Consider the following 14067-nt stretch of genomic DNA (forward strand, 5'->3'; position numbering starts at 1 on the left):
TCGTCCTTAACAGGTTGGTTTCAAACGGAAATGGCCATTTGTTCCGCAACCCGACTTCAACGCTTCGACTCAAAGCCTAGCGGACAAAATGGATTGGAGAAAATTGTTTATCATCATGATTTCAATAGGATTTGGTTATTGCTTTGCCGCAGGGTGTATATCCGGGAATGAAACCTTGAAAGCAGCGCCAGCATCGGTGGGGATCACGGCAATGTCGGCGCCATGAGCCTGCAGCAGGTTGCGCACGGTGGGCAGGCCCATGCCTGTGCCGCCTGTATCACGGCGAGAGGTAAAGAAGGGTTCAAACACATGAGGTCGGTTGCCGGACGATATGCCAGGACCGTTGTCGGTGATTGTCAGGGCCAGACCGCTTTCGATTTGACTGGCATCCACGGAGACCCGCGTCGCGCCATGTTGCGCGGCATTGTCCAGCAAATGCGTGAGAACGATTTGCAACCCTTGTGGGGCAAGAGGCAGGGAGATGTCCTCTCCCGTCAGGTGTACATCCACCTCGGGGTGAGCTGTGCGCAAGAGCGGCTCTATTCCTTGCAGCTGGCAAGTCCCGTGGTGGGCAGGTTCCCGTGCTGCTGCGATACGGTGTAGCGCGTTCAGCTGATCTTGCATCTGTTGGTTGGCTCCTTGGATCTGCGCCACCAATTGCCGATCCTCAGAGCTCAGGTCCGGGCTGTCTTCAAGCAGTTCCGCAGCAGCGTGGACGGCTGAGACCGGCGTTTTCAGCTCATGTGTCACATGATCGGCAAAAGTGCGGATCGAGGCCTCGCGCCGCTGCAGGGTTTGTGCCATCTCCAGCACGTTTTGTCCCAATCGGTGAAGTTCTTGCGTGCCATAGTGATTGAGAGGGTCCGCTCCTTCGGATTGGCCCCTGCGCACCGCCTCGGCCCGGCGCGACAGCTCGAACACGGGCCGTGCCAAGAGGCGGACAAGCAGCGCACCCAGGACCAGCGTGGCCAAGCCAATCCCAGCGGCCAACAGGATCGCAGCGGGGCGAAAACCGATCTCTGGCCCGAGGTAACGCAGCGCCACAAGCCCTGCGAGCGACAACCCCAAGGTACCCGCCAATGCGCCACCCAAGACGAACCAGAGCGAGGGGCGCCACTTTCCCCTCATGCGGGCCAGGGGCGCAGGCGCAAGCCGACACCATGCACGCTTTCAACGGCATCACTCCAGCCCGCGTCTGCCAGCTTACGACGAAGATTACGCAGGTGGCTATCAAGTGTTCGGTCAGAGACTGGGCTTCCCACGCCATAGATAGCGTCCGTCAGTTGGGACCGGGACAGGACATGATCAGGCCGTTGCATCAATGCCTGCAAGATCTGCGCTTCGGTGCGGGTCAGGGGGACAGGGGTGTCCTTAACAGCGCAATGGTGACGGTTGGGGTCCAGCGTCAACTCGCCATGCCGATGGGGGCTGTTCGCGGGCGCGCGGTGGCTGCGTTTCAGGATCGACTTGATCCGCGCCACCAGTTCGCGCGGGCTGAACGGCTTGGTGACATAGTCATCGGCCCCCAGTTCCAGCCCCAGAATGCGGTCGATCTCGTCATCTCGGGCGGTCAGAAACAGGATCGGCACATCAGACGTCTGGCGCAGGCGGCGACAGACCTCGAGCCCGTCAAGCTCGGGAAGACCGACATCGAGCACGATCAGGTCGGGGGTATCGCGGGTGGCCGAGACCAGCGCCTGCTGCCCGTTCGAGGCGGTCGCGACCTGATATCCGGCCCGGGTCAAGGTCAGGGTCAGCAGCTCGCGCAGGCGCGGGTCGTCATCAACGACGAGGATATTCATGGCTGACCTCTGCTTGATCCATGACCGAGTTCATGCTGGCGAGATTATCCAGCACCCGCCAGCTCCGAAAGCCCCAATCCCGCCAACCTTCGATCTGAGGGGCGGCGACGTCACAACCGGGAACGTCCTGAAGAGATGCTGCTGCCATGGGGCCAAATTGGCAGGCGTAATAGGTGTCTACATCGCCAGCTCGGGACAGGTTGGAGCGCACGATCAGATCCGCGAAGTTCACGAAAGCACAGGCATAGAGAACGCCCAGGCCCAAGGCAGTGCACCGAGCCAGCAGCCAGAGGTTCGACCTGGAGCGCCAGATTTGCCAGGCCACCAGCATCAGCCCGATGGCAACCACCCCCATCCAGATCGCGGCATGCACGCGAAGGTAGGTCAGGCCGTAGACCGAGGTGTAGAGCTCGAGCCGCAGAAGCGATGACAGGACCAGGGCCACGTTCTGGGCCAACCACAGCATCAGCAACGGTTTGAGCCAGCCTTTGGTGCCCAGATGGGGCCGCGCCGCCAAGGCAAAGCCCCCCGCCAGCAATGCGGTGATCAGCAGTGGATAGGCGCCCCGGTGAGCGTATGCGGCGTAACTCATCCCCTCAGGCAGGCTGGCCCCGCCCCAGAGGTAGAGGGCATCAAGGGCGGTTTGCACGGCCAACAACAGATTGAAAGTAACCAGCGCATTGCCGGTGCTGGCCTTGTTCACGCCCCATGTGCTTGGGTCAAAGAGGCCCGAGAACGCCCCGGGTTTGCGGGGATAGGTCTGGCGTTGCGGCAGCGGGGGAACCACCAATGGCCAGATCAAAAGCGCCATACCGGTCCAGAACAGCAGGCGGCTAAGGGCATATTCCGGGTCGAAATTGCCCAAGCGGATGGCGTTTGTCCAATGCAGCAAGATCGGATTGGCCTCGATCAGCAATGCACCCAGAACCAGCAACCCGCCCAAGGGGAAGCCCCAGGCGCGCAGGGCTGCGTTGAACCCAAAGGCCGCGCCCTGTTGCTGGCGCGGGGCGGCGACCCGGTGCCGCCCACTCCAAAGGTCGCGCGCGCCCCGCAGCGGCACCGAGCGGAGAATGAGGCCACCGGTGCGGGCGATCTGGGCCAGCGTTGCCCTGTCCCCCAGGGCGATCCAGGCCAGGCTGCCCAAGAGCCCCAAGGTCAGAAAGAAAACCGATAGCGCCTGCAGATGCTCCACGGCCGGAAGGCTGCCCACGGCCAGGAGAGAGGCGGGGCCGGACCAGTTCACCTTTGGTTTGCGCAAGAGCCAGACCGCGGCAAGGATGGCCGCCGCAAAGATCACCAGCGACAGCCCCTTGGGATGGTCGAAGAACAGAAAGTCCGCAAGTGCGGTTAGTCCGACCAGACCCGCCGACCAGGGCGCGCGCGTGATGCCTGTGCTGCGCTCGGGCTTTTGTCTGGGTGAATCCTCCAGCCACCAGCTGTCTTGCGCAATCGATGCGGGAAGCCCGCGGATCTCCAATGTTCGTGTCATGTCCCTCGCCTTTTTGTTGTTGGCTTGGGATTGTCATGACAGGCGCGGGTGCAGGACCCGCGCAGCAGTTGTGCAGAATTCGTGCAGATCAGAGGGGTCGCGCGAACAGCCGTCCGAATTCGGGGCGCGGATCAGCCACGCCGCTCAGGCGCAGCATGTGCCAGGCCAGCGCCTGATTGCTTGTGATTACCGGAACCCCAGCCTGTGCTTCTGCCTGAGGGATAATGTCAAGGCAGCGCAGGTTGGTGCAGGAGATCACGACCGCATCGCAGTCCGCGCCTTGTGTCACCGCGTCAACTGCATTCAGGATGGCCTTGGGCGTGATCCGGGCCACCACACGGTCATCGCTTTCCTCGAATGAACCGAAGCTGGTGATGGTGTTTCCAGCGTCTTCCAGCTTGTCCCGCATTTGTGCTGACACTTCGGGCAAATAGGGCGTGACAAAGCCCAGCCGGGTTGCTTCCAGCGCCTTGCAGGCTGCGATGATGGCACTAAGCGGGTCGGTGACGCGCGCCTCGGGGCGCGCGGATTGGATGGCATCGCGTACCCCATCGGGCCCGATCACGGTCGAGGCCGAGGTGCAGCCATAGCCGATCACGTCGAATTGCAGCGACGAGGGGAACAGGCTGGCCGCGGCAGGCAGATCAGCCGCCATCTGTTTCAGGGTTTCGGGACGAATCTCGGGCACCATCGGGATGCGATTGTGATAAAGCGCTACACCCGGCACGTGTGTCATTCGCGCGAATTCCTGCTCCAGCGTTTCGTCGGTTTCCAGAACCACGACGCCCAGATTGGCGCGCGTTCCGATCCCCGCGTCCGTGTCGAATGGCAGTTTCATCACATTCCCCCTCAGATCACCGGCAACTCAGGCGCGGCGCGGCGGCTCAGCAGGCGCGGTGCGCCGTCCTGAATCACCAGATTTTCTTCATGCACCATGGTGCGGCCATCCGCGTAGCTCAGTGATGGCTCCAGCGTGATCACCATACCCTCTTGCAGGGTCGTGTCGTCAAATTCCGCGTGCGAGGGCCATTCCGTCAACTGCATACCCAGCCCATGTCCCAGGCGCCCCACATTCGCGTCTTGGTCGTCCAGCTCGGCAATCACCATACGCATGGCATGGAACAGATCGCGGCAGGTGGTGCCAGGGCGGGCGGCGTTCAGACCGGCCTCGGTTGCGCGCCAGAGCACGTCATAGGCACGGTGGGACGCATCGTCGGCTTGGGCGATGGCAAAGTTGCGATCAAAGTCGCAGAAATAGCCGTCAAACGTCGCACCGGTGTCCAGCATCAGGATGTCGCCCGCCTGTAAAGGCCGGCGCGAGGGCGGAGAGATCACGTCGTGATAGCCCCCCTGGTCGGCACCGCCCACAAGATAGGGAACATCATCTGCGCCAAGCATCAGCGCACTGCGGCGAAAGGCGCGAAAGACATCCTCGAGCGGCGTGCCTTCGCGGGCGAACTCTGGGACAGTGTCAAACGTGTCCGAGCCGATGGCGCAGATATGGGCAAGCTTTGCGATCTCGGCCTCGGACTTCACCATCCGCAACTGGCGGATCAGGCCGGTCGCATCTTTGACGCGAATGTCCGGCAGGCCTGCCATCAGGCGTTCATAGTCGCCAAGTGGCATCCGCAAGCCGGTTTCGTGACCCTTCAGGATGCCCAATGTTTGCCGAGATGCGTTCAACGGCCCCAGCAGATCGAGCAGCAGCGAAATGCCGTCATCATCCGGGTTCGGCGCATCCCAGGTTCGAATGTCGCGGACACATGTGCGCCCCATCAGGTCGGCGCCGATGCCGGGGATCACGGCCACCGGCTCCCCTGAACGGGGCAGATACAGGAACCATGGTCGGGTGGGGCTCTGCCAGAACAGGGTGTGAAAGCCACTGAAATAGCGCACGTCGGGTTCGCTGAGCAGCAGGATACCGTCGAACCCCTGCTGCGCCATCAGGTCTTGCGCCTTGCTCAGTCGGGTTTCGAACTCTGATTGTTCAAAGCCGCGCGCGGGTGTTTCAGGCATCGTGCCCCTCCATGATGCGGGCATAAATCTCGGGGTCGGTGACCCCTTCGGAGCCGATCAGCAGAACGCGCGAGGTCTGGTTCAGCCCAAGCGCGGATTTGAGGGTGTCAGTCTGACATGCGGCAATCACGGCGGCCAGCCCGGCGACCGCACTTTCACCTGCTTCGATGGGGTCTTCGCCGTTCTGCGGACGGGCCAGCATGCGGACGGTTGGGGCGACAATACTGTCCGGGATGGTCAGGTAGTCGCTGGCCTCCTGGCTCAGTATTTCCCAAGCCATGGGTGACGGTTCACCGCAGCTGAGACCGGCCATAATGGTCTCTTCCTGAATGGCGAAATTTGTGGCAGCCCCGGCCTTGGCGCTTTCATAGAGGCAGGCAGCCAGTTCGGGTTCCACCACGACCACGCGCGGACTGCTGTCGCCCCAATACTGGCGCAGGCCTGCGGCGACTGAGGCGGCCAATCCGCCAACGCCGCCCTGCAGGAACACGTGAGTAGGGGCCTGCTCCATCGCCTCGCAGGCCTCGCGCGTCATCACGCCATAGCCCGCCATCACATCGCGTGGTGGCTCGGTGTAGCCGGGCCATGAGGTGTCGGACACCACATACCAGCCGTTCTGCTCGGCCTCTTCGCGCGCCAAGGCGACCGAGGCGTCATAGTCGCCGGTGATGCGGATGATCTCTGCTCCCAACTCGCGCATGGCCACGGCACGACCTTCGCTGACTTCGGCGTGGATGTAGATGCGGCAGGGCGCGCCCAGGCGTTGGCAGCCCCAGGCCAGTGAACGGCCGTGGTTGCCATCGGTGGCCGACACAAGCGTGATCTTGGCGCAGTCGTCGCGGTACTTGCCAGTGCTGATATCGGCGAGTGTCACTTCAGTTCCCAAACGCTCGGACAGAACGCGCTGCAACACGCGCATCGCCGCGTAAGACCCGCCAAGCGCCTTGAAACTGCCAAGGCCGAACCGCGGGCCTTCGTGTTTGTAATGGATCGCGCCCAGGCCCAATTCTTTGGACAATCCGTCCAGAGATGCCAATGGTGTCTCAGTATAACCCGGCCAACTGGTGATCTCGGTCACGGCGCGTGAGAAATCGGCGGGGGACAGCACAGTTGTTGCCGCGTCACCTGCGTCGGGTGTGCGGTGAACGTGGTGCAGGGTGGCGGTCTGATAAGGGGTCATCGGGGTTAGTCCTGTCGTTGTGGCAGCCGGTCACGAACCAGCTGCGCCCATAGGTTCGCGCCAATCGGCAGCAGGGCGTCGTTGAAATCATAATCCGCCGAATGCAGCGGTTGGCCGTTGCGCCCCTCGGTCCCGTTGCCCAGGAGGAGGAAGCACCCGGGCACGGCCGCTGCGAAATGGGCGAAATCCTCTGAAAAGCTCATCGGGGTGCGATCGGGGATGGTGTCGAGGCCCTGCGCACGGGCAGCCTGAACAACGGCCTCTGTTGGGCCGGGCGCGTTGTTGGTTTCGATAAATTCGGTTTTGAACGACACGTCGATTTGCACGTCATGGGCGGTGGCGATCCCCGCCGCAATCCGGCGCATGTGGCGTTCTATATCCGCCCGGTCTTGCGGTGAGCGCGCCCGCGCATCACCCTTGAGCGTCGCGTGACCGGGCAGCACGTTTCGCTGCCCGTCGGTCAGAAACTCGGTCACGGACACCACGGCCCCGGCCCCCGGGGCCAGCTTGCGCGAGACAATCGTTTGCAGCGCCTGCACCAGCTCGGCCCCCACGGTGATCGCGTCCACGCCCGCTTGCGGCATCGACGCATGGCCGCCCTGACCGGTGATGGTCAGTTCAAACAGGCTCTCGGACGAACAGATCAACCCGGGCCGGGTCGAGACCTGGCCCACCGGTGCGCCGGGCAGGTTGTGGATGGCATAGACCTCTTCGATGGGAAACCGCTCCAGCACGCCTTCGTCGATCATGGCTTGTGCACCCAACCCATGCTCTTCGTTGGGCTGGAAGAGGAAGACAACGGTGCCGTCGAAATCGGGGTCTTTGGCGAGGGTTTCAGCAGCCCCAAGCAACATGGTCATATGCCCGTCGTGGCCACAGGCGTGCATGACGCCGGAGGTTTCTGATCCATAATCGAGGCCTGCGATTTCGGTGATTGGCAGCGCGTCCATATCGGCGCGCAGGCCAATGGTGCGATTGCCGGTGCCCGCGCGCAGGATGCCGACGACGCCCACGCCCTCGTGCACCTCAAGCCCTAAAGCGCGCAGGTGGTCTGCGACGCGGGTCTTGGTGCGCTCTTCTTGAAACCCAAGCTCGGGTGCGCGGTGAAAGTCGTGTCGCAAGGCGGTCAGGGCATCAAGGGAGGGGGGCATTGTCATATCTCCACGTAGGTGCTGCGAGTATCCCCCGAATTCGGGTTCAATGAGCGTCGGAGTTCGCTCTGATTGTGACGAAAATAGTTGCCATTTGCCGAAATTGATACGAAATTTGGATCATGGACGACAAAGACAAACAGATCCTTCAATTGGTGCAGAGCAACGCACGGCTCACGGCTGAGGTGATCAGCCAGGACGTGGGGCTGTCCCCTGCGGCGGTGCAGAAGCGGTTGAAAAAGCTGCGCGAAACCGGGGTGATCGAGCGCGAGATCGCGGTTGTGTCCCCAGCCAAAGCGGGGCGCGAGCTGACCATCATTGTTGAGGTCATTTTGGAACGCGAGAACCTGGCGCAGCTCGACGCTTTTAAACGCCGTATCCGGGCCGCCGAGTGCGTGCAGCAATGTTACTACACCACCGGCGAGGCCGATTTTGTGCTGATCCTGACGGTGGCGGACATCAAGGAATACGAACGTTTCACCCAGGAGCATTTCTTTGAGCAATCTAACATCAGCCGCTTCAAGACCTCGATCGTGATGGACCGGGTCAAAGTGTCGTTGGACGTGCTTTGAACGTTAGGGAAAAGTGATGGAAGTTCTGTTGGAAACTATTGTTGCTCTTGGGGTGATGTTGAGCAGTGCTTTGGAACAATGGGTTCTGGGCTTGTTCTTTGCAGTGATTGCAGTCGACGCTGTTTTGGGCACTCACCGGAGAAGCTTCCTTGTCTTCGCAGGATTTCAGGTCGTTTTCTTGATTGCGGGCTACTATTGGACACTGTCGACTTTTGAGCAACAGGACGTCGCAGGGCCATGGGCCTGGGCGCAAGTTGTTGGCATTTGGGCTATTGCTGTCATTGTGGCCCACGCTTGGTTCGCATGGCAGTATGTTCGAAGAAGAGCAGCGTAAACCCAAACCCGCACCGGCAGAGGGGGCGCTGCCCCCGTCGCTGCGCTCCTCCCCCGGAGTATTTTCAAAAAGGTGAAGGGATGGGGGGCTATTCGCAGGCCGCCATCAGGCGATAGACGATCTGGGCGGTGGTGAAGTCCCAGGCGGCGTTGCCATCGGGGGCCAGTTCCACAACGTCGAAGCCCACGCATTTACGACCCTTGAGGGCGTGTTCAACCAAATGCAGCGCCTGGTAGTAGCCCAGGCCGCCGGGGACGGGCGTGCCGGTGGCGGGCATCAGGCTGGGGTCGAGGCCGTCGACATCGAAGCTGACATAGATCAGTTCAGGGAAGTCATCCGGCAGATCGACGGCGTGGGTGTTGTGGGTCACCAGCTCTTCGGCGTCTTTGAAGAAAACGTGATTGCTGGCGCGGCTATCGACTTCTTGCTGGCACAGGGCGCGGACGCCGAATTGGGCCAGCTTGACGCCATCCTCGGCCAGCAGGTGCATGACGCTGGCGTGAGAGTGTTTTTCGCCCTGATAGGCCACGCGCAGGTCGGCGTGGGCGTCGATTTGCACGATGCCTACGGGTTTGCCAAGCGCGCGGGCGACGCCGGTGACGGCACCGTAGGACAGGGAATGTTCGCCCCCTAGAGTGACGGGCACTTTGCCTGCGGTGATTGCGGCCTCGGTGCGCTGTGCCAGACGTTCCATGACATCGGGCAGGGGGCCGGTGCAATCCAGCGGGGCCTCGGTAAAAATACCATTGGCGCTGGGTTCCGCCGTGCCGACGATGCGTTCCAGCTCATTGCTGGCTTCGATGATTGCAGCCGGACCATTGGCAGTGCCGGAGCCGTAGGAAACCGTGCGCTCCAACGGCACCGGGATCACCCGAAAGCGGGCGGTTTCGGTCCGCTCAGATGCGGTGAGTTCACTGTCGAGGAAGATGCTCATGCCCATATCCTTAAGAAAGGCGGTCTTTGAAGTCTTGGTAGCCGAATTGTTTGATGATCTTCAGTTCGTCGGTCTCGCTGTTCCACAGAGCGATGGTGGGCAGGGGGACGCCGTTGAAGGTGTTGGTTTTCACCATCGAATAATGTGCCTGATCGAGGAAAGCGAACCGCTGGCCGATCTCCAGCGATGCATCCCAAGTGTAGTCGCCGATCACGTCGCCTGCCAGACAGGATGGCCCGCCCAAGCGATAGGTATGGCCTTTCTCTGCCTCGTCCATCAGGGCGGGGCGATAGGGGGCCTCGATCACGTCGGGCATGTGGCATGTGGCCGAGATGTCGGTGATGGCCAGGTTCATCCCGTTGGTCGGCAGGTCGAGGATCTCGCCCACCAAAATGCCTGCATCGAGCGCAACCGCTTCGCCGGGTTCCAGATAGACCTCGACGCCGTGTTTCTCGCGGATGGTCTTGATGAAGTCGACCAAAGCGTCACGGTCATAGTCGGCGCGGGTGACATGATGTCCGCCACCGAAGTTGAGCCATTTCAGGCCGGGCAGGTAAGGTGCGAGTTTGGGGGCCACCGACGTCCATGTGCGGGCGAGGGGTTCGAAGCCTTGTTCGCAGAGTGTGTGCATGTGCAGCCCGTCTACGCCTTGCATGATCTCTGGTGTGAGCTGTAACACGGGCGTTCCCAGGCGCGAGCAGGGGGCGCAGGGGTCGTATTTGGGGATCTCACCTTCGGAATGTTCGGGGTTGATCCGTAGGCCAACCTGAACGCCAGCCGCCTGTGCTTTGGCCAGGAAACGGTTTTTTTGCGTGGGGCTGTTGAAGATGATGTGGTCCGACAGGGACAGGATCTCGTCGATGTCGCTGTCTTTGTAACCGGCGCAGAAGGTTGCTACTTCACCGCCATATTCCTCGCGACCCAAACGCGCCTCAAAAATGCCAGAGGCGCAGGTGCCGCCCAGGTGGTGGCGCACCAGCGGGGCGAGAGCAAACATCGAGAAGGCTTTGAGGGCGCTCAGGACGTGGGCACCTGACCGGTCGGCGACGTCGGACAGGATGCTAAGGTTTTGCTCCACCGCCTTTTCGTCGACAACGAAGCAGGGGCTGGGCACGCGGTTCAGATCAAAGTCGCGAAAGGCACCGGCATCACCGGCTTGGGTGGTCATCATGTCGGACATGGCCGGCGTCTCCGATAATTGGAGAGGCCGGGGGCGCTGCCCCCGGACCCCCGGGATACTTTTGGCAAGAGGAAAAGGCGGGTGGCCGCCCGTCATTCCTGCTCCTTAGAAATTGACCGGACCTGCCAGCTCGTGAACCTGCCAGGGCAGGCCGTGTTCATTGAGCATGTCCATGAAGTTGTCGGGATCCAGCTGCTCCATGTTCCAGACGCCGGGCTCTTTCCAGTTGCCTTTCAGAACCTGTGCTGCACCGATCATCGCCGGAACGCCGGTGGTGTAGCTGACCGCCTGACTGCCAACCTCGGCATAACATTCTTCGTGGTCGCAGATGTTGTAGATGTAATAGGTCTTCTCACCCGAGCCGTCCTTGGCCTGACCAGTGGCGATGTCGCCGATGCAGGCCTTGCCCTTGGTTTCCGCACCCAGATCGCCGGGATCGGGCAGCAGGGTTTTCAGGAATTGGATCGGGATGATTTCCTGACCGTCGTGCATCACCGGATCGATCCGGGTCATGCCGACGTTTTCCAGCACCTTGGCGTGCATGATGTAGGCGTCGCCAAAGGTCATCCAGAAGCGGGCGCGCTCGATCTCGGGGAAGTGGGTGATCAGGCTCTCCAGCTCCTCGTGATACATCTGGTACATGTTCTTGGGCCCGATGGCGGGGAAGTCATATTCGACTTTGGTCGTCATCGCCGGGCTGTGCTGCCATGCGCCGTTTTCCCAATGGCGCACCTCGGCCAGAACCTCACGCAGGTTAATTTCTGGATTGAAGTTGGTGGCGAATTCCTGATCGTTGGAACCGCCGTTAGCGTCCAGCACGTCGATCTGACGGATGGTGTCGAGCTTGTGTTTCTTGAGCCATTTGGCAAAAACGCTGGTCACACCCGGATCAAAGCCGGAGCCCAGGATCGCAGTCAAACCGGCCTCTTTGAAGCGGTCCTGATAGGCCCACTGCCAGTGGTATTCGAATTTGGCCACATCTTCGGGTTCGTAATTCGCGGTGTCCAGATAGTGACAGCCCGCTTCCAGGCAGGCATCCATCAGCACCAGATCCTGATAGGGCAGGGCCAGATTGACCAGCAGTTCGGCCCCGGTTTCCTTGATCAGCGCAACCGTGTCGGCCACCTTGTAGGCGTCCAGTTCAGCGGTCTTGATGTCGACCCCCACGCGGTCTTTGACGGCCGCAGCGATGGCGTCGCATTTCGACTTGGTTCGGCTGGCCAGCGTGATCTCGGTAAAGATGTCGCTGTTCATCGCCATCTTGTGCACTGCGGCGTGGGATACGCCCCCTGCACCGACAACCAGTGTCTTACCCATGCGCAAATCTCCTCTGGATGGGGGTTATTCGTAGTAAGTATAGCCGTTGATGCTGTCGCGATAAGCACCAATGATCAGCTTGCGTTCGCTGGCTTTCAGCGTACCGGCGGAAATCGCGCCGTCAACGAGCTTGCGGAAGGCGGCGACGCAATCAGTGGGGTCAAATTCGACATAGGACATGACCTGGCTGATCGTATCGCCCTCTTGCTCGTGCAGCAGGTCAAAGCCGCCATCGGCGCGCAGGTCGATGGTGACGACGTTGGTGTCGCCGAACAGATTGTGCAGATCGCCAAGCGTTTCCTGGTAAGCACCGACAAAGAAGACACCCAGATGATAGGGCTGATCCTCGGGCAAGGAATGCACCGGTAACGAGGGTGACACGCCATCGGCCAGGATGAACTTGTCGACCTTGCCATCGCTGTCGCAGGTGATGTCGGACAGGACCGCGCGGCGGTCGGGCGTCTGGTTCAGCATCTGCAAGGGCACGATCGGGTGCAGCTGATCAATCGCCCAAACATCCGGTAGGGATTGGAACAGGGAAAAGTTGCAGTGATAGATGTCTGCCAGCTTTTCCAACTGATCGTCGACATCCGTCTCGCCCTTTTGCGCGGCCACCAACGCCTTGATGCGGGCCATCAGGTTCAGATAGATGCGCTCGCCCCGGGCCATCTGGCGGAGGTCGATATAGCCGCGCCGAAACAGCGCGCGCAGTTCGTTGCGATAGAAGGTGGCGTCGTTCCAGCATTCCTGCAGACGTTCAGCGTTCAGATAGCCGCCCACTGCGGCCAGATCGGAAATCAGGTGGTTGTCGTCGGGGGCGACTTCGGGCGCGCTGGGCGCATCGTAGAGCGTGCTTTCCAGCACGTTGAACACCAGCATGGATGAGGTCGCCACAACCGCCCGCCCGCTTTCGGTGACGATGGTGGGGTGGGCCACTTCGGCTTCGTCCATGGCATAGCTGACGGTCTCAACCACATTGGCGCAATATTCCTCGACCGTGTAGTTGATCGAGTTCTCGGCCGCCTTTTTCTCGCCAGTGTAATCCACACCCATGCCGCCACCCAGATCCAGATGGGTCAGCGGAACGCCCTCGGCGGTCAGTTCGGTGTAATAGCGGCACGCCTCACCCACCGCGCGGCGCACGTCGTTGACGTCCTGTACCTGGCTGCCCAGATGCGAATGCTGAAGCTTGAGGCATTGCAGCAGACCTGCGTCGCGCAGCTTGTCCACCACGGCGACCAGCTGATCGGTGTTCATGCCAAAGGCCGAGCGGTCGCCTGAGCTTTCTTCCCATTTGCCGCTGATCTGGTTGGTCAGCTTGACGCGCACGCCCAGCAAAGGCTCGATCCCGAGCTCCTTGTAGACTTCGATCACAGTGTCGGCCTCTTTCGGGCTTTCCAGCACGATCACGGTGTTGAAGCCCAGTTTGCGCGACAGGATCGCCAGTTGGATGAATTCGGCATCCTTGACGCCGTTGCAGACGATCAGCGCCTCTTTGGCCAGACGATGGGCGAGCGCGATTACCAACTCGGGCTTGGATCCGGCCTCGAGCCCGTAGTTGTACTTGTGGCCGAACTCGACAATGCGGTCGATGACCTGCGCCTGCTGATTCACCTTGATCGGAAAAACGCCGCGATAGTCGCCCTTGTACCCGGTGCGCGTGATGGCGCTGGCGAAGCTTTCGTTGATATGGGCGATCTCGTGTTCAAGATACGAACTGACCCGCAGCACCATCGGCGATTTGATCCCGCGTTCGTCAAGATCGCTCAGGATGCCGGGCAGGCTGACGGCGGGCGCATCGGGCGCCAGCGGGTTCCGCAAGCCGATATCCCCCTCGTCGGTCACCACAATCAGGCCCTTGCCCCATTTGTCTACGCCATAGACCATGTGCGGTTCGTCGAGAGGTTGTTTCAATCAAAGACACCCATTCAGCAGGAGTTTCGTCAAAGGTGGACGCCCTTTAGGCGAGGTCCGCGATTCGTCCAAGTTAAATCTTTCTTCCCGAAGTGTATGTGCCCGTCCTTCCACTTTGACCCACACACCGACTCCAGTGCCGCACCTAATAATGGACCCCGCTTGGGTTTGAGAGTGC

At 61.1% G+C, this 14067-nt stretch carries 13 protein-coding genes; 2 read left to right on the top strand and 11 right to left on the bottom strand.

Annotation, left to right across the window (positions count from 1 at the left end; translation table 11 throughout):
* Window positions 1–135: 135 nt before the first annotated feature.
* The 7 genes from TRL7639_RS04820 to TRL7639_RS04850 form a co-directional block, all read right to left on the bottom strand.
* A complete protein-coding gene (locus TRL7639_RS04820; protein WP_165759754.1) occupies window positions 136–1128 on the bottom strand; it encodes a sensor histidine kinase in 993 nt (330 codons plus the stop codon).
* A complete protein-coding gene (locus TRL7639_RS04825) occupies window positions 1125–1802 on the bottom strand; it encodes a response regulator transcription factor (RefSeq protein WP_085794630.1) in 678 nt (225 codons plus the stop codon). The genes TRL7639_RS04820 and TRL7639_RS04825 overlap by 4 nt, the downstream gene beginning before the upstream one ends.
* Window positions 1783–3291 (bottom strand): DUF4153 domain-containing protein, encoded by a 1509-nt coding sequence (locus tag TRL7639_RS04830; RefSeq protein ID WP_085794631.1) that lies wholly within the window; start codon window positions 3289–3291, stop codon window positions 1783–1785. Before TRL7639_RS04830 ends, TRL7639_RS04825 begins: the two co-directional genes overlap by 20 nt.
* Before the next feature lie 88 nt (window positions 3292–3379).
* On the bottom strand, window positions 3380–4129 hold the full coding sequence (locus TRL7639_RS04835; RefSeq protein WP_085794632.1) for a maleate cis-trans isomerase family protein: 750 nt from the start codon (window positions 4127–4129) through the stop codon (window positions 3380–3382).
* A gap of 11 nt (window positions 4130–4140) precedes the next feature.
* A complete protein-coding gene (locus TRL7639_RS04840; RefSeq protein WP_085794633.1) occupies window positions 4141–5307 on the bottom strand; it encodes a M24 family metallopeptidase in 1167 nt (388 codons plus the stop codon).
* Window positions 5300–6487 (bottom strand): diaminopropionate ammonia-lyase, encoded by a 1188-nt coding sequence (locus TRL7639_RS04845; RefSeq protein WP_085794634.1) that lies wholly within the window; start codon window positions 6485–6487, stop codon window positions 5300–5302. The genes TRL7639_RS04840 and TRL7639_RS04845 overlap by 8 nt, the downstream gene beginning before the upstream one ends.
* A gap of 5 nt (window positions 6488–6492) precedes the next feature.
* Window positions 6493–7638 carry an amidohydrolase gene (locus tag TRL7639_RS04850; protein ID WP_085794635.1) on the bottom strand — a complete coding sequence of 382 codons (1146 nt, stop codon included), beginning with the start codon at window positions 7636–7638 and terminating at the stop codon, window positions 6493–6495.
* A gap of 122 nt (window positions 7639–7760) precedes the next feature.
* Between TRL7639_RS04850 and TRL7639_RS04855 the strand changes: the two genes are divergently transcribed.
* Both TRL7639_RS04855 and TRL7639_RS04860 read left to right on the top strand, forming a co-directional pair.
* Window positions 7761–8210: an Lrp/AsnC family transcriptional regulator gene (locus TRL7639_RS04855; RefSeq protein ID WP_085794636.1), complete on the top strand. Its 450-nt coding sequence runs from the start codon at window positions 7761–7763 to the stop codon at window positions 8208–8210.
* 16 nt (window positions 8211–8226) lie between these two features.
* Window positions 8227–8544, top strand: coding sequence for a hypothetical protein (locus TRL7639_RS04860; protein ID WP_085794637.1), 318 nt, complete (start codon window positions 8227–8229; stop codon window positions 8542–8544).
* Between the two features lie 88 nt (window positions 8545–8632).
* Here TRL7639_RS04860 and speB read toward each other — a convergent pair whose 3' ends face one another.
* The 4 genes from speB to speA form a co-directional block, all read right to left on the bottom strand.
* The gene (gene speB, locus TRL7639_RS04865; RefSeq protein WP_085796256.1) at window positions 8633–9478 is read right to left on the bottom strand and encodes an agmatinase; all 846 of its coding nucleotides are present in this window, start codon (window positions 9476–9478) and stop codon (window positions 8633–8635) included.
* Between the two features lie 10 nt (window positions 9479–9488).
* On the bottom strand, window positions 9489–10658 hold the full coding sequence (locus tag TRL7639_RS04870; RefSeq protein ID WP_085794638.1) for a carboxynorspermidine decarboxylase: 1170 nt from the start codon (window positions 10656–10658) through the stop codon (window positions 9489–9491).
* Window positions 10659–10763: 105 nt separating this feature from the next.
* The gene (locus TRL7639_RS04875; RefSeq protein ID WP_085794639.1) at window positions 10764–11975 is read right to left on the bottom strand and encodes a saccharopine dehydrogenase family protein; all 1212 of its coding nucleotides are present in this window, start codon (window positions 11973–11975) and stop codon (window positions 10764–10766) included.
* Window positions 11976–11999: 24 nt separating this feature from the next.
* Window positions 12000–13862, bottom strand: coding sequence for a biosynthetic arginine decarboxylase (gene speA / locus TRL7639_RS04880; protein WP_110647106.1), 1863 nt, complete (start codon window positions 13860–13862; stop codon window positions 12000–12002).
* Window positions 13863–14067: the final 205 nt, after the last annotated feature.

This window comes from Falsiruegeria litorea R37, from assembly GCF_900172225.1.
In the GTDB taxonomy this organism is placed as follows: domain Bacteria; phylum Pseudomonadota; class Alphaproteobacteria; order Rhodobacterales; family Rhodobacteraceae; genus Falsiruegeria; species Falsiruegeria litorea.

Bases quoted from the DNA above. Each gene is read 5' to 3' on its own strand.
- speA (WP_110647106.1), bottom strand. From the start codon at position 13,862: ATGGTCTATGGCGTAGACAAATGGGGCAAGGGCCTGATTGTGGTGACC.
- TRL7639_RS04845 (WP_085794634.1), bottom strand. From the start codon at position 6,487: ATGACCCCTTATCAGACCGCCACCCTGCACCACGTTCACCGCACACCC.
- TRL7639_RS04850 (WP_085794635.1), bottom strand. From the start codon at position 7,638: ATGCCCCCCTCCCTTGATGCCCTGACCGCCTTGCGACACGACTTTCAC.
- TRL7639_RS04820 (WP_165759754.1), bottom strand. From the start codon at position 1,128: ATGAGGGGAAAGTGGCGCCCCTCGCTCTGGTTCGTCTTGGGTGGCGCA.
- TRL7639_RS04830 (WP_085794631.1), bottom strand. From the start codon at position 3,291: ATGACACGAACATTGGAGATCCGCGGGCTTCCCGCATCGATTGCGCAA.
- TRL7639_RS04835 (WP_085794632.1), bottom strand. From the start codon at position 4,129: ATGAAACTGCCATTCGACACGGACGCGGGGATCGGAACGCGCGCCAAT.
- TRL7639_RS04875 (WP_085794639.1), bottom strand. From the start codon at position 11,975: ATGGGTAAGACACTGGTTGTCGGTGCAGGGGGCGTATCCCACGCCGCA.
- TRL7639_RS04840 (WP_085794633.1), bottom strand. From the start codon at position 5,307: ATGCCTGAAACACCCGCGCGCGGCTTTGAACAATCAGAGTTCGAAACC.
- TRL7639_RS04870 (WP_085794638.1), bottom strand. From the start codon at position 10,658: ATGTCCGACATGATGACCACCCAAGCCGGTGATGCCGGTGCCTTTCGC.
- TRL7639_RS04855 (WP_085794636.1), top strand. From the start codon at position 7,761: ATGGACGACAAAGACAAACAGATCCTTCAATTGGTGCAGAGCAACGCA.
- TRL7639_RS04825 (WP_085794630.1), bottom strand. From the start codon at position 1,802: ATGAATATCCTCGTCGTTGATGACGACCCGCGCCTGCGCGAGCTGCTG.
- TRL7639_RS04860 (WP_085794637.1), top strand. From the start codon at position 8,227: ATGGAAGTTCTGTTGGAAACTATTGTTGCTCTTGGGGTGATGTTGAGC.
- speB (WP_085796256.1), bottom strand. From the start codon at position 9,478: ATGAGCATCTTCCTCGACAGTGAACTCACCGCATCTGAGCGGACCGAA.